General features: G+C 29.0%; 26 protein-coding genes. All 26 read left to right on the top strand.

What is annotated here, in order from left to right; all coding sequences use genetic code 11:
- The first annotated feature begins 36 nt into the window (after positions 1–36).
- The 26 genes from LJD34_RS02510 (at position 37) to LJD34_RS02385 (ending at position 25,017) form a co-directional block, all read left to right on the top strand.
- The gene (locus LJD34_RS02510) at positions 37–780 is read left to right on the top strand and encodes a hypothetical protein (protein WP_227359107.1); all 744 of its coding nucleotides are present in this window, start codon (positions 37–39) and stop codon (positions 778–780) included.
- Between the two features lie 40 nt (positions 781–820).
- Complete coding sequence (gene cmk, locus LJD34_RS02505) at positions 821–1,489, top strand: (d)CMP kinase (protein ID WP_227359106.1); 669 nt, start codon at positions 821–823, stop codon at positions 1,487–1,489.
- A gap of 1 nt (position 1,490) precedes the next feature.
- Positions 1,491–2,795 carry a ribosome biogenesis GTPase Der gene (der, locus tag LJD34_RS02500; protein WP_022002953.1) on the top strand — a complete coding sequence of 435 codons (1,305 nt, stop codon included), beginning with the start codon at positions 1,491–1,493 and terminating at the stop codon, positions 2,793–2,795.
- Between the two features lie 53 nt (positions 2,796–2,848).
- Positions 2,849–3,091 (top strand): stage VI sporulation protein F, encoded by a 243-nt coding sequence (locus LJD34_RS02495; protein WP_117346626.1) that lies wholly within the window; start codon positions 2,849–2,851, stop codon positions 3,089–3,091.
- Positions 3,092–3,237: 146 nt separating this feature from the next.
- Entirely contained in the window at positions 3,238–3,738 is a 501-nt protein-coding gene (locus LJD34_RS02490) for a YceD family protein (protein WP_022002951.1), read from the top strand.
- A 12-nt stretch (positions 3,739–3,750) separates the two neighbouring features.
- Positions 3,751–3,918, top strand: a complete 168-nt coding sequence (rpmF, locus tag LJD34_RS02485; RefSeq protein ID WP_022002950.1) for a 50S ribosomal protein L32 — start codon at positions 3,751–3,753, stop codon at positions 3,916–3,918.
- A 175-nt stretch (positions 3,919–4,093) separates the two neighbouring features.
- A complete protein-coding gene (mraZ, locus tag LJD34_RS02480; RefSeq protein ID WP_022002949.1) occupies positions 4,094–4,519 on the top strand; it encodes a division/cell wall cluster transcriptional repressor MraZ in 426 nt (141 codons plus the stop codon).
- An 11-nt stretch (positions 4,520–4,530) separates the two neighbouring features.
- Positions 4,531–5,466 carry a 16S rRNA (cytosine(1402)-N(4))-methyltransferase RsmH gene (gene rsmH / locus LJD34_RS02475; RefSeq protein ID WP_227359105.1) on the top strand — a complete coding sequence of 312 codons (936 nt, stop codon included), beginning with the start codon at positions 4,531–4,533 and terminating at the stop codon, positions 5,464–5,466.
- Positions 5,463–5,750: a hypothetical protein gene (locus LJD34_RS02470; RefSeq protein ID WP_227359104.1), complete on the top strand. Its 288-nt coding sequence runs from the start codon at positions 5,463–5,465 to the stop codon at positions 5,748–5,750. Before rsmH ends, LJD34_RS02470 begins: the two co-directional genes overlap by 4 nt.
- Positions 5,750–7,900 carry a penicillin-binding protein gene (locus LJD34_RS02465; RefSeq protein WP_227359103.1) on the top strand — a complete coding sequence of 717 codons (2,151 nt, stop codon included), beginning with the start codon at positions 5,750–5,752 and terminating at the stop codon, positions 7,898–7,900. The genes LJD34_RS02470 and LJD34_RS02465 overlap by 1 nt, the downstream gene beginning before the upstream one ends.
- A 48-nt stretch (positions 7,901–7,948) precedes the next feature.
- Entirely contained in the window at positions 7,949–9,853 is a 1,905-nt protein-coding gene (locus LJD34_RS02460) for a penicillin-binding transpeptidase domain-containing protein (RefSeq protein ID WP_227359102.1), read from the top strand.
- Between the two features lie 141 nt (positions 9,854–9,994).
- Entirely contained in the window at positions 9,995–10,792 is a 798-nt protein-coding gene (locus LJD34_RS02455) for a hypothetical protein (RefSeq protein ID WP_227359101.1), read from the top strand.
- A 30-nt stretch (positions 10,793–10,822) separates the two neighbouring features.
- The gene (locus LJD34_RS02450) at positions 10,823–10,984 is read left to right on the top strand and encodes a hypothetical protein (RefSeq protein WP_227359100.1); all 162 of its coding nucleotides are present in this window, start codon (positions 10,823–10,825) and stop codon (positions 10,982–10,984) included.
- Positions 10,985–11,059: 75 nt separating this feature from the next.
- Complete coding sequence (locus LJD34_RS02445; protein WP_227359099.1) at positions 11,060–11,503, top strand: hypothetical protein; 444 nt, start codon at positions 11,060–11,062, stop codon at positions 11,501–11,503.
- Positions 11,490–11,642 carry a hypothetical protein gene (locus LJD34_RS02440; protein WP_227359098.1) on the top strand — a complete coding sequence of 51 codons (153 nt, stop codon included), beginning with the start codon at positions 11,490–11,492 and terminating at the stop codon, positions 11,640–11,642. The genes LJD34_RS02445 and LJD34_RS02440 overlap by 14 nt, the downstream gene beginning before the upstream one ends.
- A 95-nt stretch (positions 11,643–11,737) precedes the next feature.
- Positions 11,738–12,058, top strand: coding sequence for a PadR family transcriptional regulator (locus LJD34_RS02435; protein WP_032090538.1), 321 nt, complete (start codon positions 11,738–11,740; stop codon positions 12,056–12,058).
- Positions 12,048–13,334: a DUF2812 domain-containing protein gene (locus tag LJD34_RS02430; protein ID WP_227359097.1), complete on the top strand. Its 1,287-nt coding sequence runs from the start codon at positions 12,048–12,050 to the stop codon at positions 13,332–13,334. The genes LJD34_RS02435 and LJD34_RS02430 overlap by 11 nt, the downstream gene beginning before the upstream one ends.
- Before the next feature lie 90 nt (positions 13,335–13,424).
- Entirely contained in the window at positions 13,425–14,696 is a 1,272-nt protein-coding gene (locus tag LJD34_RS02425) for a hemolysin family protein (protein ID WP_032090536.1), read from the top strand.
- A gap of 28 nt (positions 14,697–14,724) precedes the next feature.
- Complete coding sequence (locus LJD34_RS02420) at positions 14,725–16,032, top strand: TRAM domain-containing protein (RefSeq protein ID WP_147579503.1); 1,308 nt, start codon at positions 14,725–14,727, stop codon at positions 16,030–16,032.
- Positions 16,033–16,047: 15 nt separating this feature from the next.
- Positions 16,048–16,293 carry a TIGR03905 family TSCPD domain-containing protein gene (locus LJD34_RS02415; protein ID WP_022002938.1) on the top strand — a complete coding sequence of 82 codons (246 nt, stop codon included), beginning with the start codon at positions 16,048–16,050 and terminating at the stop codon, positions 16,291–16,293.
- A gap of 43 nt (positions 16,294–16,336) precedes the next feature.
- Entirely contained in the window at positions 16,337–16,642 is a 306-nt protein-coding gene (locus LJD34_RS02410; RefSeq protein ID WP_032090534.1) for a hypothetical protein, read from the top strand.
- Between the two features lie 53 nt (positions 16,643–16,695).
- Positions 16,696–19,761: a DNA polymerase III subunit alpha gene (gene dnaE / locus LJD34_RS02405; protein ID WP_147579504.1), complete on the top strand. Its 3,066-nt coding sequence runs from the start codon at positions 16,696–16,698 to the stop codon at positions 19,759–19,761.
- 1 nt (position 19,762) lies between these two features.
- Positions 19,763–22,375, top strand: coding sequence for a DNA polymerase I (gene polA / locus LJD34_RS02400; protein ID WP_227359096.1), 2,613 nt, complete (start codon positions 19,763–19,765; stop codon positions 22,373–22,375).
- Between the two features lie 8 nt (positions 22,376–22,383).
- Positions 22,384–23,193, top strand: coding sequence for a DNA-formamidopyrimidine glycosylase (gene mutM / locus LJD34_RS02395; protein WP_032090531.1), 810 nt, complete (start codon positions 22,384–22,386; stop codon positions 23,191–23,193).
- Entirely contained in the window at positions 23,190–23,786 is a 597-nt protein-coding gene (gene coaE / locus LJD34_RS02390) for a dephospho-CoA kinase (RefSeq protein ID WP_117347849.1), read from the top strand. The genes mutM and coaE overlap by 4 nt, the downstream gene beginning before the upstream one ends.
- Positions 23,764–25,017, top strand: a complete 1,254-nt coding sequence (locus LJD34_RS02385) for a DnaD domain protein (protein ID WP_032090530.1) — start codon at positions 23,764–23,766, stop codon at positions 25,015–25,017. The genes coaE and LJD34_RS02385 overlap by 23 nt, the downstream gene beginning before the upstream one ends.
- Positions 25,018–25,024: the final 7 nt, after the last annotated feature.

Here is a 25,024-nt window from a genome sequence, read left to right as displayed (position 1 = left end):
GATTATTATGTTATAATGGCGAGGGATGGTGGGAAAATGACGTATTCAAGAGTAAAAAAATACCAAGAATTAAGAGATGGACTTAAGGAAGAAGTTGGCATTTCTAAAGAAAAGTATGTAGAACCAGTTCAAAATGATGGTGACGATGATGATTTTTTGTCATTTATGAAAAAGGATAAAGAAGAAAAAGAAGTAAATTTAGAAGATACTTTAACAGAAACTAAAACATTTGAACAAATGAGAGAAGAAGGTTCAGCTGAACTTGATAAAGCTCTTAAAAGTGCGAAAGAAAGTGTTGGTAAACAAGATCAATATAATACAAGAATGGATATTTTAAGTAAAATTAGAGAACCTGAAAAAAATACAATTAAGATAGATTCAGTTGAAAGCTATGCCACACAAGAATTTGCTAAAGGAATGTTTGTAAATAATAAAGTTGAAGAAGAGCCAAAAGAAAAAATGACTTTTATGGAAAAATTAGCTGCGATGTCACCAGAAGAAGATGTGAAAAAAGCAGAAGAATTTTTACAACAAGAATCTGAAGAAGTAGAAGAAAAACAAGCTGAAGAAATAACAGAAACGAAAGAAATCGTTGAAACGATAGAAGAAAATCCAGTAGAAGATATTGAAGAAAATGATACTTTTATTGAAGATGAAGAAGAGATTATTGAAAATAAAGGTGAAAGTAAAGTTGTTAAGGTTATGAATGTCATTATTGTTATTTTAGTCATTATTTTCATTGCTTTACTTGGAGTTATCTTATATCAAAGTTTTTTTTAACTAAGGAAGACCTTAGTTTTTTTAGGAGGGTGTTTATTTTATGAAGAAAAAAATTTCAATTGCAATAGATGGGCCTAGTGCTGCAGGAAAAAGTACAATTGCAAAAATGGTTGCTAAAAAGGAAAATTTCATTTATATTGATACGGGTGCAATGTATCGATCTGTTGCATTTTATTGTATAAAAAATCACATTGACTTAAATGATGAACAAGCTGTTGAACAAGCAATTTCAAATATTCAAATACGTCTTACAGCTGATAATAAAGTTTATTTAAATGATGAAGATGTTAGCCTTCAAATTAGAACAGATGAAGTTTCACTTGGAGCTAGCTGTGTTTCTAAATATCAAGCGGTAAGAACATTTTTAGTTGATGAGCAAAGAAAAATGGCTGAAACTGGGAATGTTATTTTGGATGGAAGAGATATTGGAACAGTTGTTTTACCACATGCAGATTTAAAAATTTATCAAATAGCAAGTGTAGAAACACGTGCGAAGAGACGTTATTTAGAAAATAAAAAAAGAGGCTTAGAGGCTGATTTAGAAACAATCAAAAAAGAAATTGAACAAAGAGATTATCAAGATATGCATCGTGCTATTTCGCCACTTAAAAAAGCGGATGATGCAATTGAACTTGATACGTCGAATATGACGTTAAAAGAAGTTGTTGATCAAGTGTTAACTTTAATTAATAAAACAAGGGAGGAATAATATGGCAGGTGTAGTTGCAATTGTTGGTCGTGCTAATGTTGGAAAATCAACAATCTTTAACCGTATGGTTGGAGAAAGAATTTCAATTGTTGAAGATGTTGCAGGTGTAACAAGAGACCGTATCTATGCTAAAGCTTCATGGCTTACAAAAGAGTTTAGTGTAATTGATACAGGAGGTATTGAATTAGAAAATGCTTCTTTTACAACACAAATTAAAATGCAAGCAGAAATTGCAATTGAAGAAGCAGATGTTATTGTATTTGTTGTTAATGGTCGAGAAGGTATTACTAAAGAAGATGAGTATGTAGCACGTCTTTTACAAAAATCAAGAAAACCAATTATTTTAGTTGTTAATAAAATTGATGATAATCAATTTAGAGATTATATATATGAATTTTATGCATTAGGTGTTGGTGATCCTATTCCTGTTTCTGGTTCACATGGGATTGGAATTGGAGATTTATTAGATCAAATTATTAATCAATTAGATTTACAAGATGAAGAAACTAATGAAGATGAAATCAGTTTTTCAATTATTGGAAGACCAAATGTTGGTAAATCATCTCTTACAAATGCTATTTTAGGGGAAGAACGTGTTATTGTTTCTAATATTGAAGGAACAACACGTGATGCCATTGATACACCTTTTGTGAAAGATGGACAAAAATATCGTGTTGTAGATACAGCGGGAATGAGAAAAAAAGGTAAAGTTTATGAAAATATTGAAAAATATTCAATTTTAAGAGCTTTGACATCAATTGAAAAAAGTGATGTTATTCTTGTTGTTATTGATGGTGAAACAGGAATTAGAGAACAAGATAAGCATGTTGCTGGATATGCCCATGAAGCAGGTAAAGGCGTTGTCATTGTTTATAATAAGTGGGACCTAGTTGATAAAGATGAAAAAACAATGCAAAAGAAACAAAAAGAAATTTATGAACAATTTAAATATTTAGATTATGCACGTATTGTTTTTACTTCAGCTAAAACAGGTCAAAGAGTGGATCAAATTTTCCCATTAATTCAAGAATCTTATGAAAATTCAAGAAAACGAGTGCAAACGAGCGTTTTAAATGATGTTTTAGTGGATGCACAATTAATGAATCCAACAACGACATTTAATGGTGGAAGATTAAAAATCTTCTATGCTAATCAAGTAGCAGTTTGCCCACCGACATTTGTTTTATTTTCAAATGATCCACAATATTTACACTTTAGTTATAAACGTTACTTAGAAAATAGATTAAGAGAAGCATTTGGGTTTGAAGGAACACCAATTCATATCATTTGTAGAAAAAGAGACTAAGTCTCTTTTTTTAACATTTATTTATTTTTTTCATAGTATATAGTGGTGATATTATGAAAGATAAAGATTTACTTGTAGATCGTGTATCTAAAAAAACAAATGTGAAAAAAGAAGATATTTTTAAATTAGCAAACGATTTACAAAAGAAAGATTTGAATAATGAAAAAGATATGAGAGATTTTATTCAAACGGTTGCAAAAGTAACAAATCAATCTTTAGATCAAAGAAAGATTGATAAATTGATTAAAATTATGCAAAATAAAGATGTTTTAAATGATGTTGAAAAAATGATTTAAAATAGTGTTGATTTAGTTAAAGTTTTTGTTATAATGGAGAAGAACTTCATTAAAAAGTGAAAAATGTTGTTTTAGGCCATTTTTAGATTGACTTATGATGTGAGTTTCTATATAATAGATTTTGCGGTTATGGAAAGGTGATTAATATGAAGTATAGTTTGCAGTGGATTATTAAACACAAAGGAACATTTGATTTTGAAGAAGAAATAACTTTTCCATGTGAAATGTTTGAAAAGTATGCCCATATTAACGGCCTTAAAGACGTCATCGTCTCAGGTACCGGGAATCTTGATACAAGAGATAAACGATTATATGTTGATTTAAATATTAAGGGAACAATGATTCTTCCGTGTGCGTTAACGTTGGAAGATGTTGATTATCCATTTGATATCGATTCGACGGAAGTATTTTCATTTGAAAAGCCTGATCCGCTTGAAGACGTTCATGAAGCAAAGAAAGATGTTGTTGATTTTACGCCTGTCGTATTTTCAAATATCATGTTAGAAGTGCCCATGAGGGTCGTAAAAGATGATGCTAACATCAAGGAATCAGGTAAGGGTTGGAAGATACTCGATGGTCAAGAGGATAATGATGAAGAATACATTGATCCAAGGTTAGCAAAATTGAAAGATTATTTTAAACAATAGGAGGATATAAAGATGGCAGTACCATTTAGAAGAGTTTCTAGTACAAGAAGAAATAAAAGAAGAACACATGATAAATTATCTGCACCAACTTTAGTTGTATGTCCAGAATGTGGAGAATACAAAATGTCTCATAGAGTTTGTAAACATTGTGGAACTTACAAAGGTGTAAAAGTAAAATAAGAAGATCACCCAAAGGGTGATTTTTTTTTACCTTTTTTTAGTTCACAAGAAATGTGAACTTCTATATTTTATTCACATCTATTTATTGAACAAGTGATTTAAAAAGTATATAATGGTGGTATAAAGTGGTAAAAGTGAATATAAAAGTGGTAAAAAGTGGGTGATAGTGATGTTCATGGGTGAATTTAAGCATTCAATTGATGCAAAAGGACGCTTGACGATTCCATCTAAAATTAGGAATCAATGTCAAGGCTCTGTTTATGTTGCCCGTGGATTTGATGGATGCCTTGCTTTTTATACAAAAGAAGAATGGGATCCGTTTTGTGCGAAACTCCTTTCTTTACCTTCTAATAAAAAAGAAGTTCGAAAAGCGATTCGTTTTACCATTTCAAGTGCATGTGAGTGCGAATTTGATAAATTAGGAAGAATTAACATTCCTACAAATTTACGCACTTTAGCACACTTAGAAAAAGAATGTGTCATTATTGGGGCAGGAAACCATGGTGAAATATGGTCGCAAGAAAAATGGAATCAATACTATAATGACAATCAAGATAGTTATGATGATATTTTAGAATCTTTAGATGATTTTAGTTTATAGGAGGATTTTGAATGTTCAACCATGTTACAGTTTTATTAAATGAAGCAGTTGAAGGATTGAATATCAAACCAGATGGTATCTATGTAGACTGTACACTTGGAGGAGCTGGTCATTCAAGTTTGATTTTAAAACAGTTAACAACCGGCCATTTATATTGTTTTGATCAAGATATTCATGCGATTGAAGCTGCAAGAGAAAGGTTGGAGAAAATTGGCAATCAATTTACAATTATCCAATCCAATTTTAAAAATTTAAAAAGTGAACTCCATCTTCGTGGTGTAGAACATGTAGATGGAATTTTATTTGATTTGGGTGTTTCATCACCTCAATTTGATGATGGGGCTCGAGGTTTTAGTTATAACTATGATGCTCGATTAGATATGAGAATGAACCAAGAGGCATCTTTGGATGCACATTATATTGTTAATCATTATAGTTATGAACAACTTGTAGAAATTTTATATAAATATGCGGATGAAAAATTTGCAAAACAAATTGCTCGAAAAATTGAAAAGGAAAGAGAAGTACATCCTATTGATACAACTTTTCAACTTGTAGATATTATTAAAGAAGCAATTCCTGCTTATGCTAGAAGAAAAGGCGGACATCCAGCAAAACGTACTTTTCAAGCACTTCGAATTGCGGTTAATGATGAATTAAATGTTTTTGATATTGCTTTAAAAGATGCATTGGATCTTTTAAATTTAAATGGAAGAATCTCGGTTATTACTTTCCATAGTTTAGAAGATAAAATATGTAAATATACATTTAATGAAGTTTCAAAATTAAAAGATGTTCCTAAAGGATTACCAATTATTCCTTTAGAAATGCAACCTAAATTTAAATTGGTTAATAGAAAACCGATTATAGCATCGGATGATGAATTGACTCATAATCATCGTGCACATTCAGCTAAATTGAGAGTTATAGAGAGGGTTATTTTATGAAAAAGAGAAAGACAGGATTTGAATCTTTTGCACAAGTGTTTTTAATTGTAACAATTGTTGTTTTTGTTTTTGGAATTATTATGGTTAAATCAGTTGAATCTTCATATAATAGAACCATTCAAAAATTACAAAATGAAATAGACACACTTGAATCAGATATAGATAGTTTACAAATGCAAAAACAAGAATTAGTTTCATTCAATCGTGTTGCTGAAGTTGTAACTTCTAAAGGATATACTTATCAAAATGATGCAACAGCATCAACAACAGGAGCTCAGCAATAATGAAGAAATACAAAAGTGCAAAGATAACGGGTATTATTTTTGCAGTTCTTATTTTTTCATTGGTAGTTAATATTTTATACTTGGGGGCAACGGGAAAACACTTGATCAGTGAAGAGAACATTGCCTCTTTTGCGAAAAATAGAAGTAAGAAAGAAGTTGTTGAATATGCTCAAAGAGGGCAAATTTATACAAGTGACCATGAAAAAGTAGCTGTTAATGTTAAAAAGTATAAAATTATTTTGGTACTTTCATCTCAAAGAACAGGCTATGGTAAAAATCTTGCTTATGTTAAAGATGTTAATAAAACAGCTAGTCAACTAGGTCCTATTTTAGGAATAGATGTCAATGAATTAACATCTAAATTACAAACAGCAAAGGATGAAGGACGTTATCAAATTGAACTTGGGACAAAAGGAAATAATTTATCAGCGTCAGTAAAAAAACAAATAGAAGATTGTAATCTTACGGGAATAGAGTTTGTAGAGTCTAATTCGAGATATTATCCATTGGGTGATTTTTGTAGCTATGTTGTAGGGTATGCAAAAAGTTATAATGATCAAAGTGTTAAGAAAATGGTTGGAGAAATGGGACTTGAACTTTCTTATGATAAACAATTAAAAGGTAAAAATGGTTATAAGGTTTATCAAACAGACGCTAATGGATATGCTTTAGTAGATGGAACTTTAAGAGAGAAAGATCCAACCAATGGAAATGATCTTTATTTAACGATTGATAGTGGTCTTCAAAGAAATTTAGATTATTTGATGTCTAATGCTTATAGTGAAAGTGGTGCTGAAGTTGTGACTGCTGGAGTGATGGAAATTAAAACAGGAAAGATTCTAGCAATGTCAACCTATCCATCTTTTAATCCTAATGAAAGAAATATATCAACATTCAATAATTATTTTTTAGAAGGAACAATTGAATGTGGATCTGTTTTTAAACCATTTATTTATGCTGATTCTATTGAAGAAGGTAAATATGATCATAATGCTTATTATAATTCAGGAAGTTATAATGTTTATTATGGAAATAAATTAGTAGCCACAATTAAAGATCATAATGGTGGTCAAGGTTGGGGTACAATTACTTATGATCAAGGATTGTATCATTCAAGTAACGTAGCTATTTGTAATTTATTGGATCAAGGTTATGTTACAAAAGATGTTTTAACAGAGAAATTAAATGATTTAGGCTTTTTCCAAGGTGATACAATGGATGGACTTACATGTTCATCATCAATCAATGCTTATACAAGAAAAAATGCTGGAAGACTTGAATATTTAACGACAGGATTTGGTCAAGGTTCTACGGTCACTCCTTATCAACTTTTAAAAGCATATAGTGTTTTTGGAAATGATGGGAAAACGGTTCAACCACATATTGTAGATAAAGTTGTCAATCCTGAAACAAATAAAGTTGTCTATCAAGCAACACCGAAATATTCAAAACAAATCTTTTCAACAAATACAATCAGTCAAGTAAAAGATTTAATGTTAGATGTTATTGAAGATGAACAAGGTACAGGGAAGACTTATCGTTTGGATAATGATGTTCGTATGATTGGTAAAACAGGGACAGGACAAGTTGTTGAAAATGGTGGTTATAGTACAACTTTATATATGCATTCATTTGTAGGGATTGCTCCTTATGATGATCCTCAAGTCGTGATGTTTTTAACTTTTAAATCAGGAGATTCATATGCTCAATATATGCCAAATATTGTTAAACAAACAATGAATGAAGCACTTCAAGTAGTAAATCGCTATAATGCTAAAAATACGACAGCAGTTGATCAAAGCTGTACTTTAGATTCCTATACAAATCAATCTGTTAATTATGTAAAATCTAAATTAGAATCAAAATCATTAAGTGTTCAAATTATCGGTAATGGAAGTTCTGTTATTGAACAATATCCACTTGCTAAAAGCAAAGTGACAAGTGGTGATAAAGTATTTATCAAAACAGAAGGAAAAGATATAACACTTCCTAATTTAATAGGATGGTCTAAAAAAGAAGTACAAACTTATGCTTCACTTGCTGGTATTCAATTAACGATTGATGGCACAAGTGGACATGTAACTGCTCAAAGTGTTGGCGAGAATACAGTTGTTCATAGCGGTGATAGTTTAACAGTAGCAATATCTTAAAAGAGGAATGATTCCTCTTTTTTTTCATAGTTTATAATGGTGAGATTTATGTTGTTTCAACAATCTGTTAATAAGATCAAAATCATTAAAATGTGTATTTATCTCATTGTTTTAGCGCTTATTTTTAAAGTGGGGTATATTCAAATCATTGATCGTAAAAATATTTATGATAAAGCATTAGAGTCTTGGCAAAGGTCTTTTCCTGTACAAGCTAATAGAGGGAAAATATATGATCGAAGTGAAAATGTACTGGCAACAGATCTTACAACTGCTTCTTTGGTTGTTGTACCGAGTCAAATAAAGGATCAAGCAACAACAGCTTTAGAATTAAGTAAAATTTTAAATTTAGATGTCAATGTTTTAAAAGAAAAATTAAATAAAAAGGTGTCGATTCAAAGAATTTCTCCAGAAGGAAGACAACTTGATAATCAAGTTGCAAGTAAAATACAAAGATTGCATTTATCAGGTGTTTATTTGATTAAAGATACAAAAAGATATTATCCGGGAAATAATTATTTAAGTCATTGTTTAGGTTTTGTTGGAATTGATAATCAAGGATTATTAGGATTGGAGTTAGAATATGATTCGTTTTTAAAAGGAAAAAACGGTTCGATTGATTATTATATGGATGCTAAAAGTCATAATTTAAAAATGTATCCAAGTCATTATACGTATAGTCAAAGTGGAATGAATATCACTTTGACCATAGATAAAAGAGTTCAAGATGTCATTGAAAGAGAATTATCAAATGCTTATGATACGTATCATCCAGATGGTATTTGGGCACTAGCGATGAATCCTAAAAATGGAGAGATTTTAGGAATCGCCAGTTATCCTAACTTTAATCCTAATGATTATCAAAATGAGGATAAAGATATTTATAATCAAAATATTCCTATTTGGAAAACTTATGAACCAGGATCAACCTTTAAAATCATAACTTTTTCAAGTGCTTTAAATGAAAATTTATTTGATATGGATAAAGATACTTATTATGATAAAGGGTATGAATATGTTTCAGGCGCAAGAATCAAATCATGGAAAAAAGGAGGGCATGGACTACAGACTTTTAGAGAAGTTTTACAAAATTCATCCAATCCAGGATTTGTAGAAATTGGTAGGAGATTAGGAAAAAAGAGATTGCATCAATATGTTCAAAATTTTGGTTTAACTGAAAAAACGGGAATTGATTTACCTGGAGAATCATGTGGGATTATGTTTGATTATAAAAACTTTCATGAACTTGAACAAGCGACCGTTGCTTTTGGACAAGGCATATCTGTAACGCCCTTACAATTGGTAACTGCTATTTGTGCTTGCATCAATGGTGGTTATTTGTTACAACCGCATATTTTAAAAGAAATCAGTAACAGTTCAAATAATGAAATTGTTGAACAGGTTAAAAAGAAAGTAAAAAGACAGGTTATTAAAGAAGAAACATCTAAAAAAGTAAGAGATGCGCTAGAAAGTGTCGTGACTGATGGTGGAGGTAGAAATGCTTATATAGATGGTTATCGTATTGGTGGTAAAACAGGAACGGCGCAAAAGGCGGTTAATGGAAGCTATGTTGGAAGTGGTTATATTCTCTCTTTTGTTGGCGTTGCTCCTATTGATGATCCACAAATTGTTTTGTATGTAGCAATGGATAATCCTAAAAACTGTATTCAATATGGTGGAACAACAGTTGCTCCTATTGCTAGAAAGATGTTTGTTGATATTTTACCTGCTTTAAATGTCAAAAAGGTAAAATCTCAAAGACAAAAATCATATTCTATAATGGATAAAAGAACAATCAAAGTAGAAAATTATATTGGTAAAAAAAGAAGTGAAGTTCAAAATATTTCTTTACGCTTTACTTTTGTTGGTAAAGGAAATAAGGTCATTGATCAATTGCCAAGAAAAGGTGAGTATGTTGAAGAAGGAGATACGATTGTTATTATGTTAGGGGAATAATATGTTTTGAGATTTGTAGATTCATATGATGATATGGGATATAATTTAAATATAAAATAACAAGTGTAAAGGAATTTAGGTGATAGTAATGAATTATGATAAATTTCCAAAAATAAATATAAGTGGATATGAAAATGAAGCTTGTATAGGCAAAACAGAAATAAAAAATATTTAGAAAATCTAGGACAAGAAGAAAATTATTGTTTAACTGTAGATTGTTATCCTGGCGTCGATGACGAAATCTTTGATTTAATTAAAGAAATTTATAAACCTGATTTCGTGATTAAAAGTGAAGATGTATTTTATGAAAAAGATGAGCTTAATAAAATGATGAACCCTTTTTTAACAGAAAATCGTGTAAGAGGAGTCATGTATTATGGAAAGATGGATGATTTTATTGATGATATAAAATTGGCTCAATATCAATCACTTGCTAGTCATAAAGGTAGAGTTTTGGTTTATGGTGTTGGAGCGAGTTACATTCATAAAGGTGATACTTTGATTTATTGTGATCTTGCTCGTTGGAAAATTCAATTGAGATATCGAAAAGGTATGCCTAATTTTAAACAAGATAATGATGATGAAGATGTTTTAAAGAAGATAAAGAGAAATTTCTTTATTGAATGGAGAATTGCTGATAAGCATAAAATGGATATTTTTGAAAATATTGATTATTTTCTTGATAGTAATCAAGAAGGAAACCCTAAAATTGTTACTGGAAATGCCTTAAGAAGTGCATTAAAAAAGACAACTCAACGACCATTTAGACTTGTTCCTTACTTTGATCCAGGAGTTTGGGGTGGACAATGGATGAAAAAGAATTGTGACCTTGATGAAAAACAAAATAACTATGCTTGGAGTTTTGATGGTGTTCCAGAAGAAAATAGTCTTTATTTTAGATTTGGAGATACACGTATAGAAATTCCAGCGATGGATTAGGTTTTGTATCAACCAGTAGAGTTGTTAGGAATGAAAAATTATTGTCGCTTTGGTGCTGAATTTCCTATTCGTTTTGATTTTCTAGATACAATTGATGGAGAAAATTTAAGTTTACAAGTGCAGCCTTTAACTGAATATATTAAACCTCATTTTGGAATGACTTATACTCAAGATGAAAATTATTATTATTAGATTGAAAGATGATGGTGGTGTCTATTTAGGTTTAAAAGAAGGTATTGATAAAAATCAAATGTTAACAGATTTAAAATGTGCTCAAGAAGTCATATTTCATTTAATGCTGAAAAGTATGTCAATAAGTTTCATGCTAAAAAACATGATCATTTCTTAATACCTGCAGGAACAATTCATTGTTCTTCTAAGAATTGTATGGTTTTAGAAATTAGTGTTACACCTTATATTTTTACTTTTAAATTATGGGATTGGGATCGTCTAGTGTTAGATGGTTTACCTAGACCGATTCATATTGAAGATGGTGAAAAAAATATTCAATGGAATAGAACAACATCTTGGGTTAAAGATAATTTAGTAAATCATGTTGAAGTGATTCATGATGGAGATGATTATCTTGAAGAAAGAACAGGCTTACATGAATTAGAATTTATAGAAACACATCGTTTTACAAGTAATCAAATCACTTATCATCAAACAGACCATGGATTTAATATGTTAAATTTAGTTGGCACTTATTGAAAGTCCTAAAAATGAATTTGAACCTTATACAGTACATTATGCAGAAACATTTATTGTTCCTGCAAATGTTAAAGAATATACAATTAGACCTTTAAATGATGAAACAATAAAAGTTATTAAAGCATATGTTAGAAATTAAGCGGGCAAAAGTCCGCTTTTATATTGCTTTTATTATCGAATATCGATATAATGAGGTTGAAATATTTATCGATATTCGATAAAAGAGGTGAGAAAATGGCGAGAAAAGAATTTGAAACATTAACTCCACAAATGTTTTATATTTTACTTTCATTATATGAGCCCTTATGTGGTTTAGAAATTATGGAAAAAGTAAATGAAATGACGGAAGGTGATGTTAGCGTTGGTGCTGGAACACTTTATGCATTGTTGCCACGTTTTGAAAATATAGGATATATTCAATTATTAAAAGAAGAAAATAAAAGAAAAATATACATAATTACTCAAAAAGGAAAAGAAAGACTTGAATTAGAAAAGGAAAAGATGCAAAAACAAATTATTTTGTTTATGAAAAAGGATTATGAAGATGAAATATAAGTATACATTTTTAAAAAATAGATTGTTTTATGATGAAATATTAATTCCTTATCTAGATAAAATGTCTAAAAAAGGATGGAATCTTGTATCAGTTAATTCATTTTTTAAGTTTGAAAAATCCTCACAAGTTTATAAATATCAAGTTGACTATAATCCATTAACGGATGACTATTTAGAAACTTTAGACCATTTAGGATATGAACATGTTTGTTGTATGCAAGATATGCATATTTATCGAAATGTTAATTTAGATGCGGAAGATTTATCAAGTGATGAAGATGTTTTATGTGAGGCAAAATTAAAAATGTTTAAACCATGGGCAATTGCTATGTGCATTCTTGCGGCTATGATCTTTTATGGTTTTACAAGTTTCTTTTCTTGGTTGTACCGTTTTTCTTGGGGTTCGATATTTTTAAATTTAAATGTTTGTTTTAGTTTGTTTCTTATTTATATAGGCTGTTTTTTATGGCTATTTGCAGCATTGTTTATTTATTTAAAGAGACGTGCTTTAAAGAAAAGAACATATTCTTATCAAAAGTTTAAATATTTAGATGGGTTTGTTCGTATTATTATAGATATTTTAGCTATTTTGATGATTGGAATGTTATTTGTCTTGAAAATGAATAACTTAAGTTCACTTTTAAGCTTTTCGGGTTATTTTATATTAATTACATTATTTGCGACAATTATTAATACAAAAATTCCTTTAATTAAAAATCCAATCAAAAAGAAAATAGCAGTGATTGTTTCTGTTGCTGTTTTTGTAGGAGTCAACTTTTTGTATAATGAAATTGATTTTTCGAAATTAGATAAACAAGAAATGACGTTCACTTTGCCAAAAAATAAAAGGATAGATGAAAATAATTCAAATTTACTTGTTGATACGACAACTTTTATTCAAAAAATCGGTAAAGATAAAGATGATGGAGAAGCAATTTATTCTTTTGAAGGTTATTATCAATGTTTAAATACTTTTGTTTCAAAAAATATTTTTAAAGAATTGGTTCTTGAACGTGAAAGACAAACAAGAATGCCAAGTGATAAAGAGATTGACCAAATCGTTGAAGAAAAAGGTTCATGGCGTAGCGATGAAATTGGGTATAATACGTATCAAAATGTTTTAAAGAAATTTAAAAAAAGAAAATCAATGTATTTTGATCAAGTTGTTGAAATTGGTCATTATCAATTAGGAATCAAAGGTAAAAAAGTGTTAATTGTATATGATGAAGATATTGATGATTTTTATCATCATTACATAAACTTTATACAAAAATAATGGAATATTGACAAATTTTTGTAATTATACTATTATAATTTTCAATAATAGAATCAAAGGAGAAATGTAAAAGTGGATTCTGCCCAGATAATGAATATCATATCATTAATCATTTTATTAATTTTATCATCGTTGTTTTCTTGTAGTGAAACAGCTTTTTTATCGGTAAGTAAAATTAAAATACGTACACTTGCTGAAGAAGGAAATAAAAAAGCAAAATTAGTAGAGTCTTTATTAGATGATCAAGATCGTTTATTAAGTGCTATTTTAGTAGGAAACAACCTAGTAAATATCGGTGCTTCGTCACTTACAACAGCAACGATTATGGCTATTTTTGGAGATGGTGCACAAACAGTTGCAATCGCAACAGGTGTTGTAACATTGTGTATTTTGATTTTTGGTGAAATCACGCCTAAATCTCTTGCTACTCAAAACGCTGATAAATTAGTTTTTGCTTTAGCACCATTTATTCGTTTTGTTTGTGTAATTACTAAACCAGTTGTTTTTGTGTTGAATATTATTACAGGATTTATTATTAAACTTTTAGGTGGTAATCAAGAACATGGCCCTAGTTTAACTGAAGAAGAATTGAAAACAATTGTAACAGTTGGCCATGAAGAAGGTGTTCTAGAAAAAGAAGAAAAAGAAATGATACATAATGTTTTTGAATTTGGTGAAACTGAAATCAAAGAGATTATGACACCACGTATTCATGTTGAAAGTTTACCGGATGATTGTACATATGATGAATTAATGAATGTTTATCATGATGCACAGTATTCTAGATATCCTATTCATGATGAGTCTTTTGATGAAATTATTGGTGTTTTAAATATGAAAGATTTGTTGTTTATCGATATTGATAAAGAACATTTTGATGTTAAAAAGTATATGAGAGAGACTTTTGTGGTCTATGAATTTAATCAAGTCAATGATGTTTTTGCTTCAATGAGAAAGGAACATGCAACACTTGCTATTGTATTAGATGAATATGGTGTTATGAGTGGAATTGTTACTTTTGAGGATATTGTTGAAGAAATCGTTGGTGAAATTGATGATGAATATGATGATGCAAGTGATGATATTGTTAAAATCAATGATCATGAGTATTTAGTAGATGGTAGTTTAAATTTAAATGAGGTCAATGATGAAATTGATACTCATTTTGAATCGGAAGATTTTGAATCAATCGGTGGTCTTGTTTTAGGAGAGTTTAGTGGTGTTCCTAAAATAAAAGATAAAATTGAATTTCCAGGAGTTACAATTATTATCGAAAAGATGCATAAGAATCGAATTGAACTTCTTAGATTAATAATACATGAAATGAAAGAAGAGGAAGAAGGAGAGGAAAAACATCAATAAGATGCTTTTCCTTTTTTAAGGAGGCTATATGAAAACAACAGTTGAAATTAAAAAAATGGGAATCAATGGAGAAGGTATTGGTTACATTAATCGTAAAATTGTCTTTATTAAAGGGGCATTATTAAATGAAGAAGTAGAAATTGATGCCAAACAATACAATAATAAAAATTATTATTTTGGTGATTTAATTAGAGTCATTAAACCTTCACCAATGCGTGTTAAAAATCCATGTCGTGCGAATAAAGAATGTATGGGATGTAATTTATTACATTATGCTTACCCAGCACAATTAAAACATAAAAAAGATTTAATTAAAGAATCTTTAAAGAAGTATACAGAATTAGATCGTTCACAAATTAAGATTGATCAAATTATTGGGATGAATCAAAAAAATGGTTTCCTTACACAAGCCAATTTACCTATTGTAGATTTTAAAGGAAAAGTTACTTTTGGAATTTATCAAAGAGAAACAAAATATTTAACAGTGATGACAGGGTGTATGAAACAACATCCATTAATTAATCAAACATTATTACAATTGGAAGAAGTTTTTAATAATCATCAATGTAAAACATATAATGATAAATTTAGAACAGGTTTAAGATTTATTAAATTACGTGTTTTCCAAGATAAAGTACAAGTCATCATTATTACAGGGAAAGACGGTTTAAAAGATGAAGTGGTAAGTGATATTAAAAAACTAAAACAAGTCAATGGTTTATTTATGTCAATTAATACTTCTAAATATCAAGATTTTGAAAGTCAAGGTTATAAGAAGATTTTTGGAAATACGAAAGAAGAATTTATTTGTGATGGTAAAAAATATATTATGTCTGTTAAAACAACTTTACCAGATCATTTAGAATCTTTTGAAATTAGAAATAAGATTGTTAAAACAATGGTTAAAGGAAGTAAAAAGATTATTTCTATTAATTGTGAAAATGGTATTTTAGAAATGAATTTAGATCAAGAAGTTGTTGCTATTGATGAAAAGAAAGATAATATTGAAAGTGCTACTTATAATGCTAAATTATTAGGAAAAGAAAATATTAAATTTGTTTATGGTCAACCAATTAAGAAAATGGTTACTTTTGCAAAAAAGAAAGTGTATGATACAGTGATTATTCAAGGAGTCAATGGAATTTCTAATGAATTAAAGGATACTTTAAGACTTGGAAAAGTACAAACAGTCATTTATATGAATTCTTCAACATCTATGCTTGCAAAAGATTTGCAAGAATTATCAAAATATTATAAAGTAGAAGAGATCAAAGCAGTAGATAGTCATATGTATCAATCATATGTGACATCAATTGCTAAACTTACAAGAAAATAGGAAGAAGGAATAAAAATGGAATACGATTATACACCAAGAGGTGTCTGTTCAAGAAATATCCATGTAGAAGTTGAAGATGGGATTGTTAAAAATGTTATCTTTACAGGTGGATGTTCAGGAAATACTCAAGGAGTTGCTGCACTAGCAAAGGGTATGAAAGTTGATGAAGTTATTGAACGTTTAAAAGACATCAAATGTGGAGCAAAACCAACAAGTTGTCCAGCACAGCTTGCAAAAAGTTTACAAGAGCATGCTAAATAAGTGCTCTTTTTTTGTTTCTTTCATAAAATAAAATGGTGGTGTTATGTTAATTAGAATCAAAAAAATGCAGTTTCTAGTAGGGATTTGTTTGATTTTGCAAATTATTTTGTCTTCGTTATTTTTACCTTTTCATTTTATAGCGATGTTTTTATCTATTGTCATTATCATTTGGCAAAGAAGATTTTGTGTTTTACAGATTCGTTATCATTACTATGCAGTTATTTTATATATCTATAGGTTGTTTGTTATGCTTGTTTTAACGTATTCTTTTTTTGAAATGTTGTATTTATTTTTAACTTTATATGTTGGTTTGATTTTAATTTTATTATCTTTGAAAACATTTTTGTAATTCTTTTAATCAAGGATGATTTAGCGTATAATATGGAAAAAGGTGGTGGCAACATGATTGGTGAATTGAATATCTATAGTTGTTATAGTTTTCAAAATAGTACGATTTTGATTCAAGATTTATGTAAAAGAGCGAAAGAATTGCATATGGAAGCATTGGCTTTAACAGATATCAATAATATGTATGGTGCGATTGAATTTTCTAATGCTTGTCATCATTATGACATCAAACCTATTTTTGGAATGCAAGGGGATGTACTTATTGATCAAGAAGTTTATCCTTTTTTATTCTATGCAAAAGATCAAATTGGTTATCATGATTTAATGAAAATATGTAGTGATATTAATTTAAGTGAACGTAAAGCGATTGAATTAGAAAGATTATCTTTATATCGTGAACATCTTTTTATTCTTTCTGGATGTAAAGAAGGAATTGTTGAAAGGCTTGTTTTAAAAGAGTTAGAATCTGAGGCTTTAAAATATATTGCGTTGTTTAAAAAGATGTTTAAAGATAATTATTATATTTGTATTCAAGATCATCATTTAAAAATGCAATCATTTTTAAATGAACGTTTAAAAGCACTTGCCACTTTACAAGAAGTGAAAGTTTGTGCTTCGAATGAAGTACGTTATTTATATCCACAAGATGCTATAGCGGTTGATTTAATGCAAGCAAGTATCCATGGCGAAAAAATTGATCGAAATTATAAAGTACAAACAAATCAGATGTATTTAAAAGATGCTTATGAGATGTCTTTATTGTTTGATCGCGAAATTATAGAAAATACAAATGATTTGTTAAGAAGATGCAATGTCACTATTGAAACCAACCAAATGCATTTACCACACTATCCTTTACCTGAAAATGTGACGAGCCAAAATTATTTACAGCAACTTTGTATTGTTGGTTTAAAGAAAAGATTTAAAGGAAAAGAAGTTCCTAGAACTTATATAGAACGTTTAAAAAAAGAATTAAAAGTCATTGCTAAAATGGGGTTCAATGATTATTTTTTGATTGTTTTTGATTATGTAAGATTTGCGAAAACACATGATATTCAAGTCGGTCCAGGAAGAGGAAGTGCTGCTGGAAGTTTAGTGAGTTATGTTTTAGGAATCACGAATATTGATCCTTTAAAATATGATTTATTATTTGAACGTTTTTTAAATGAAGAGCGTGTTTCAATGCCTGATATTGATATTGATTTTCAAGATGATAAAAGAGATGAAGTTGTTAAATATGTTACAGAAAAGTATGGACAAGAACATGTTGGACAAATTGTTACTTTTGCTACCTATGGGCCTAAGGTTGCTTTAAGAGATTTAGGAAAAGTCGTTTCAGTTCCTTTACCTAAATTAGAAATGATGTCAAAGTATATTCCAACACAAGGAAAAAATCGAAAAACAGTAAAAGAAGTTTATGAATCTTCCTATGCTTTTGCAAGTATGGTCAATCAAGAAGAAATGTTACGAAAGATTTTACCGGCAATCTATCTTGTAGAACATTTACCACGTAATATTTCAATGCATGCTGCAGGGGTCGTTTTATCAGGAGATTGTTTAAATGAAGTGGTTCCTCTAACAAAAGGTCCTAATCAAAATGTATTGACACAGTATTCTAAAAATTATATTGAAAGTGTTGGTTTATTAAAAATGGATTTTTTAGGATTGAAGAATTTAACTGTAATTTCTGATATTTTAAAAAATATTGAAAAGTATGAAGGTGTTCATTTAAATTTAAATACGATTCCTTTAAATGATGAAAAAACATTTAAGATGTTATCAAATGGAGATACGTTAGGTGTTTTTCAATTAGAATCACCAGGGATGAAGAATTTATTTAGAAAATTAAAGCCAAGCAGTATTGAAGATATTGGAGCTGCCAATGCTTTATATAGACCAGGACCTATGTCACAAATTCCTCATTATATTGCTCGAAAATTTCATCAAGAAAAAGTGGAATACCCACATGATGATTTAAAAGATATTTTAAAATCAACGTATGGTATTATTATTTATCAAGAACAATTAATGCAAGTAGCACAAAAAATTGCTGGTTTTTCACTTGCTAAAGCAGATATATTAAGACAAGCAACTTCTAAAAAGACACTTGGGTTAATGGAATCAATGAAAGAGGAATTTATAAGTGGTGCTTTAAAAAATGGTTATGAAAAAAATCAGGCGGAATATATCTTTGGATTAATTGAAAAGTTTGCGGATTATGGCTTTAATAAAGCTCATGCAATTGCCTATGGTTTAATTGGTTATCAACTTGCGTATTTAAAAGCTAATTATCCCTTATCTTTTTATGGAGCAATTCTTTCTAATGAACAAAATAGTGATGTTCATAAAATGGAATATATTGCAGAAGCTAAAAAATATCAAATTAGAATTTTACCGCCATCCATTAATTATTCTGAACATTATTTTAAACAAGTAGAAGGTGATTTACGTTTTTCTTTATTAGCTATTAAAAATGTAGGACAGGCAGGTTATCTAGCAATTGTTGAAGAAAGACAAAAGAATGGCTTGTTTAAAGATATTTTTGATTTTGTTTCGCGAATGGAAGGAAAGAAAATCACGAGTTTAATGTTAGAAAGTTTAATTGATGCGGGTGCTTTTGATGAATTTGGACTTAATCGTGCGACTTTAAAAGCTAATTTAGAAAAGATTACAGAGTATGCACATTTAAAAAATATGATTGGTATTGATGAACCACCTATTTTAGAAATTATTAAAGAAAATAAAATGGTGCGTTTAGAATTAGAAAAGAAAGCGATAGGTGTGTATTTAACACAACATCCTTTAGCTTATATGAAACAAAAAATCAATCAACCAATTCTTGCAGTCGCAAATTTAAATGAGTATGTCTCAAAAAATGTGAGAGTATTATTATCTTTATTAAGGGTCAAAGTGATCGTTGATAAAAAAGGAAATGAAATGTGTTTTATTGAAGGATTTGATGAAACAGGAAATGTTGAGGGAGTCGTTTTTTCTTCAACGTATCAAAGATATAAGACATTATTAGAAAAAAATAAGATTGTATGTATTGAAGGAAAGATGAATTATCGAGATAAGCTTTCTTTAGTGGTACAAAATGTTAAAGAAGTAAATGAGGTATAAAATGGAAAAATTAGTTGTAATAGATGGGAATTTTTGGTTATTTAGTTGTTATTATGCAACAGCTGCTATGGGGAATTTAATGGTCAATAAAGATGGTGTACCAACCAATGCAGTTTATGGTTTTGCTAATAGATTAGAAAGTTTATTGAAACAAAATCCTGAGTATATTGTGGTTGCTTTTGATGCAAAAGGGAAGACTTTTAGAAGTGAGCTATTGGAAGAATATAAAGGGACAAGAAAGCCAACACCGGATGAACTTGTTTGTCAGTTTTCAATGATTAGAGAATATTTAGAAGCTCATCATATTCCTTATATTGAAAAAGAGGGATATGAAGGTGATGATATTATTGGAACGATTTCTAAAAAAGCGTCAAGTCAAGGCATGGAAGTAGCTGTTTATACAAATGATAAAGATATGATGCAATTGATCGATTCAAATGTTAAACAATACAAAAAGCCTCAAAAGACCAATGATTATGAAGTTATTACAGTTGAAAGTTTTAAAGAAAAATTTAATTTAGAACCTGATCAAATGAGAGATCTTTTAGGTCTTATGGGAGACAGTGCTGATAATATTCCAGGAATTCCAGGAATTGGTGAAAAAACGGCTTTGAAGTTATTAAATCAATATGGGACAATAGAAAATCTAAAGGAACATATGGATGAATTAAAAGGTAAAATGGGTGAGAAAGTTAGAACGAATATTGAATTGGGCCTTTTATCTAAAAAGATTGCCACAATTATAACAGATGCACCTGTTGAATTAGATTTAGATGCTTGGAAATATGAAGGACAAGAATATAATGATGATCTTGCAGAGTTTTACAGACGTTATGATATGAATTCTTTACTTAAAAGAATGTCTCTTTCTACAGAAACAAAACAAAGTAAACCTTTAGAATATAAAATTGTTGAAACTTTGCCAAATATTAAAAAGAATACAGCTTTAATTGTAGGAGTCTATGATACGAATTATCATAAATCGGCTATTTTGGGATTTGGTCTTTATAATAAAGATGAAGCCTATTATATTTCTTTAGAAAATGCTATGCATGATGAAAACTTTAAGTCTTTCTTAAAAGATGAAAAGATTGAAAAATATGGTTATGATATAAAAAAATGTATCAATGCTTGTCGTTGGCATGGATTAGAAGTTAAAGGGTATACTTTTGATTTACAGCTTGCTTCTTATATTTTAAATCCTTCTTTAAAAGATGAAATTAAAATCGTTTGTGATTATTATCAATATTTTGATTTACAATTTGATGAGGAAGTTTTTGGAAAAGGTGCTAAAAAACATGTTCCTGAAGAAGATGTCTTATCGAAACATTATGTTTTACAAGCTAAAGCAATTTATGAATTAAAAAATGAAGCAGAACAAAGATTGAAAAAAGATCAACAATTTGATTTATACAAAAATGTTGAAATGCCTGTAGCGTATATTTTAGCGGATATGGAATTTCAAGGAGCTAAAATGGATAAAGATGTTTTAAAACAATTAGGAGATACTTTTAAAGGACAAATTGATCAATTAGAAAAAGAAATTTATTTATTGGCACATAAAGAATTTAATATTTCATCTCCTAAACAATTAGGAGAAGTTCTTTTTGAGGATTTAGGATTACCTAATGGTAAGAAAACAAAAACAGGTTATTCCACGTCAGTAGATGTTTTAAATAAATTAAAAAATGTTCATCCAATTATTGATAAAGTTCTAAATTATCGTACATTAAGTAAACTTTATTCAACTTATATTATTGGGTTACAAGAACAAATCTTTATTGATGGAAAGACACATACTATTTATAATCAAGCTTTAACTCAAACAGGACGTTTATCATCAACAGATCCTAACTTACAAAATATACCAGTCAAAACAGAAGCAGGAAAACTTATTAGAAAAGCGTTTGTTCCTGAATATGATTATTTAATATCTTTTGATTATTCGCAAATTGAATTACGTGTACTTGCTCATCTAGCCAATGTCGCAAGTTTAATAGATGCCTTTAATCATGATAAAGATATTCATCGTCATACCGCAAGTGTTGTTTTTGGTGTAAGTGAAGAAGAGGTTACATCAACAATGAGACGAAATGCAAAAGCTGTTAACTTTGGAATTATTTATGGAATGTCTGATTATGGCTTGGCTGAACAATTAGGTGTCACTGTTAAAGAAGCTAAATCATTTATTGAAAAATATTTTGAAAAATATGCTGAGATTAAAGACTATATGAATAAAAGCATTGCTTTTGGAAAAGAAAATGGTTATGTTTCAACTGTCTTAAATAGAAAAAGATATATTCCAGAAATCAATGAAAAGAATTATATGAGACAAGAATTTGGAAAAAGATTAGCGATGAATTCTCCAATTCAAGGATCAGCCGCTGATATTATCAAGCTTGCAATGATCAAAGTGGATCAATTATTAAAAGAAAATCATATGAAATCAAAAATGATTTTACAAGTACACGATGAGTTGATTTTTGATGTTTATCAAGATGAATTGGATAAAATGATGAAACTTGTAAAAGAAGGAATGGAAAGTGCCTATCAAATGAAAGTGGAATTAAAAGCGGAAGGAACATACGCTAAAAATTGGTATGAGTTAAAGTAGGTGAAAAAATGCCAGAATTACCAGAAGTTGAAACGGTTCGACGAACATTAGAAAATTTTATTTTAAATAAAAAAATTGAAGATATAAAAATTTTATATCCTAAAATCATTGATGATGATCAAGAAGAGTTTGTGCAAACTTTAAAAAATAAGACTTTTAAAGAGATTGATCGTGTAGGGAAATATTTGATTTTTAAATTGGAGGATGTTGCCTTTATTTCTCATCTTAGAATGGAAGGAAAGTATCAAATATGTAAAAAAGGGGATATACTTTCTAAACATGACCATGTTATCTTTGTATTAGATGAGGGCATGGAGTTAAGATATAATGATGTTAGAAAGTTTGGAAGAATGAAGTTGGTGGATCATGATGATTATAAAAATCAACTGCCTTTAAGTAAATTAGGCCCTGAACCTTTTGAAATAGATTACTTAGAGCTTTATCAAAAACTTAAAAAGAAAAATAAAGCGATTAAAACAGTTCTTCTAGATCAAAGTATTATGACAGGGATAGGAAATATTTATGCAAATGAAATTTGTTATCAAATGCATTTAAATCCTTATACTAAAGCCAATGTTTTAAGTAAAAAGAGAGTTAAAGAATTAGTGGATGTTGCTTGTGAGATTTTAAATAAGGCTATTTTACAAGGTGGAACGACAATTCATTCTTTTAGTGCTAATGGAATTGATGGTTTGTTTCAAGTGCAATTAAAAGTGCATATGCAAAAGCATTGTCCATTAGGACATGAGATAAAAAAAGTAATGATTAATGAAAGAGGAACATATTATTGTCCAATATGTCAAAAGGCAAAACGATGAAAGTATACGGAATAACAGGAAGTATTGCATGTGGGAAATCGACAGTCACACATTATTTAATAGAAAGAGGTTATCTTGTTGTTGATGCGGATTTGATTTCAAGAAATGCTCTAACAATTGATCAAGAATGTATTTTGAAGGTTCAAGAGTTATTTGGATGTGTTAAAGATGGAATTGTTGATCGAAAGGCATTAGGAAGAATTGTTTTTCATGATAAAAATGCTAAAAAACAGTTAGAGGCTATTATACATCCTTATGTGATTTTAAAAATGAAGGAAGAAATTGAAAAAAATAAAGAGAGAGATTGTATCTTTTTAGATATTCCTTTATTATATGAGTCTCATTTAGAATATTTGTGTGATGAAATTATTGTTGTTTATTTAGATGAACAAAGACAAGTTCAAAGATTGATGGCAAGAGATCATATTGATGAAAGTTATGCTTATACAATTATCAATAACCAAATTTCTTCTTTAAAGAAAAGAGAAATGGCTGATATTGTTTTTGATAACAATCAAGGGATAGAAGAGTTATATAAACAAATTGATGAATTTATAGAAAGGATCAGTCATGAAGAAATTATTAACGAGTGATGTTTATCAAGTAAGAAGTAGTTATATGCTTGATTTAACAGGTTATAAAACAGTTTTACAACTTTATCAACCATTGATTGGGATGGAAGCTACTGCTCTTTATCTAACACTCAATAGTGAATTGGATCAAATGACACTTACAAAAAGTCCTTCTTTGATTTCTAGATTATGTAAATTATCAGGATTTTCATTAAATTCTTTACAGGAATCTTTTGATAAGTTAGAAGCTGTAGGACTTGTATGTTCATATGTTAAACAAACGAATGATAATCGTTATCTTTTTGATTTGAAAATGCCGTTATCACCTCAAGAATTTATTAATCATCAAATTCTTAATCGTTTATTGAAAGATAGATTGAAAGATGAATATGAAAAAACAATAGCGATTTTTCAAACGTATAATGTTAATTTAAATGATTATCAAGAAATGACAGCATCGTTTACAGATGTTTTTGAAATTCATCATCATGAAAAAAATATATTAAAAGAAAAAAAATATAAACAAAAAATACATAATTCTATTGAAAATAGTTATGATCTAACGTTGTTTTATCAAGGTATTGAAAATTTACAATTATCTAAGAAAATGTTTGATCAAGAAGATGAAAAAATAATTCAACAATTAGGAATCTTATATCATATCAATGCTTTAGATATGCAAGATCTTGTCAAACAATCAATGATTGAAAATCATTTAAATAGTCGGTTATTGGCTCAAAACTGCCGAAACTATTATGATTTAAAAATGCCAGAAAAATTTACAGAGGTATTTCATAAGCAATCCCCTTTGCTTCAAAGTGAAAAACACGGAGAATCTTCTTTACAAAAACATATTTATTATTTAGAAAATATTTCACCTTATGATTTATTAAAAGATAAAATGGGTGGTAAAGAACCATTAAAAAGAGATCTTCAAGTTGTCGAATCTGTTTTAACAACGTTACAATTAGAGCCAGGAGTTGTCAATGTTTTAATAGAAACAACACTTCAAAAGTGTAATCAATCATTACCTAAAAATTTTATAGAAGCTTTAGGAAGTCAATGGAAAAGAAAAAAAATAAAAACAGTTCAAGAAGCGATAGAAGAAGGAAAAGCTTATTTGAAATATCAAAATCAACAACATCATGACTGGGATGATTTTACAAAAGATATTCAAATTGTTTCTCAAGAAAAATCAACAGCTGATAATATTGATGAAGATGCTCTTGCAATGTTAGAAAAATATGACTAGGAGGAGA

Source organism: Faecalibacillus sp. MSK20_93 (genome assembly GCF_020589945.1).
Classification (GTDB): Bacteria; Bacillota_I; Bacilli_A; order Erysipelotrichales; family Coprobacillaceae; genus Faecalibacillus; species Faecalibacillus intestinalis.
Note: the sequence above shows the minus strand (reverse complement) of the source record. Positions and strands in the feature narration are given on the sequence as shown.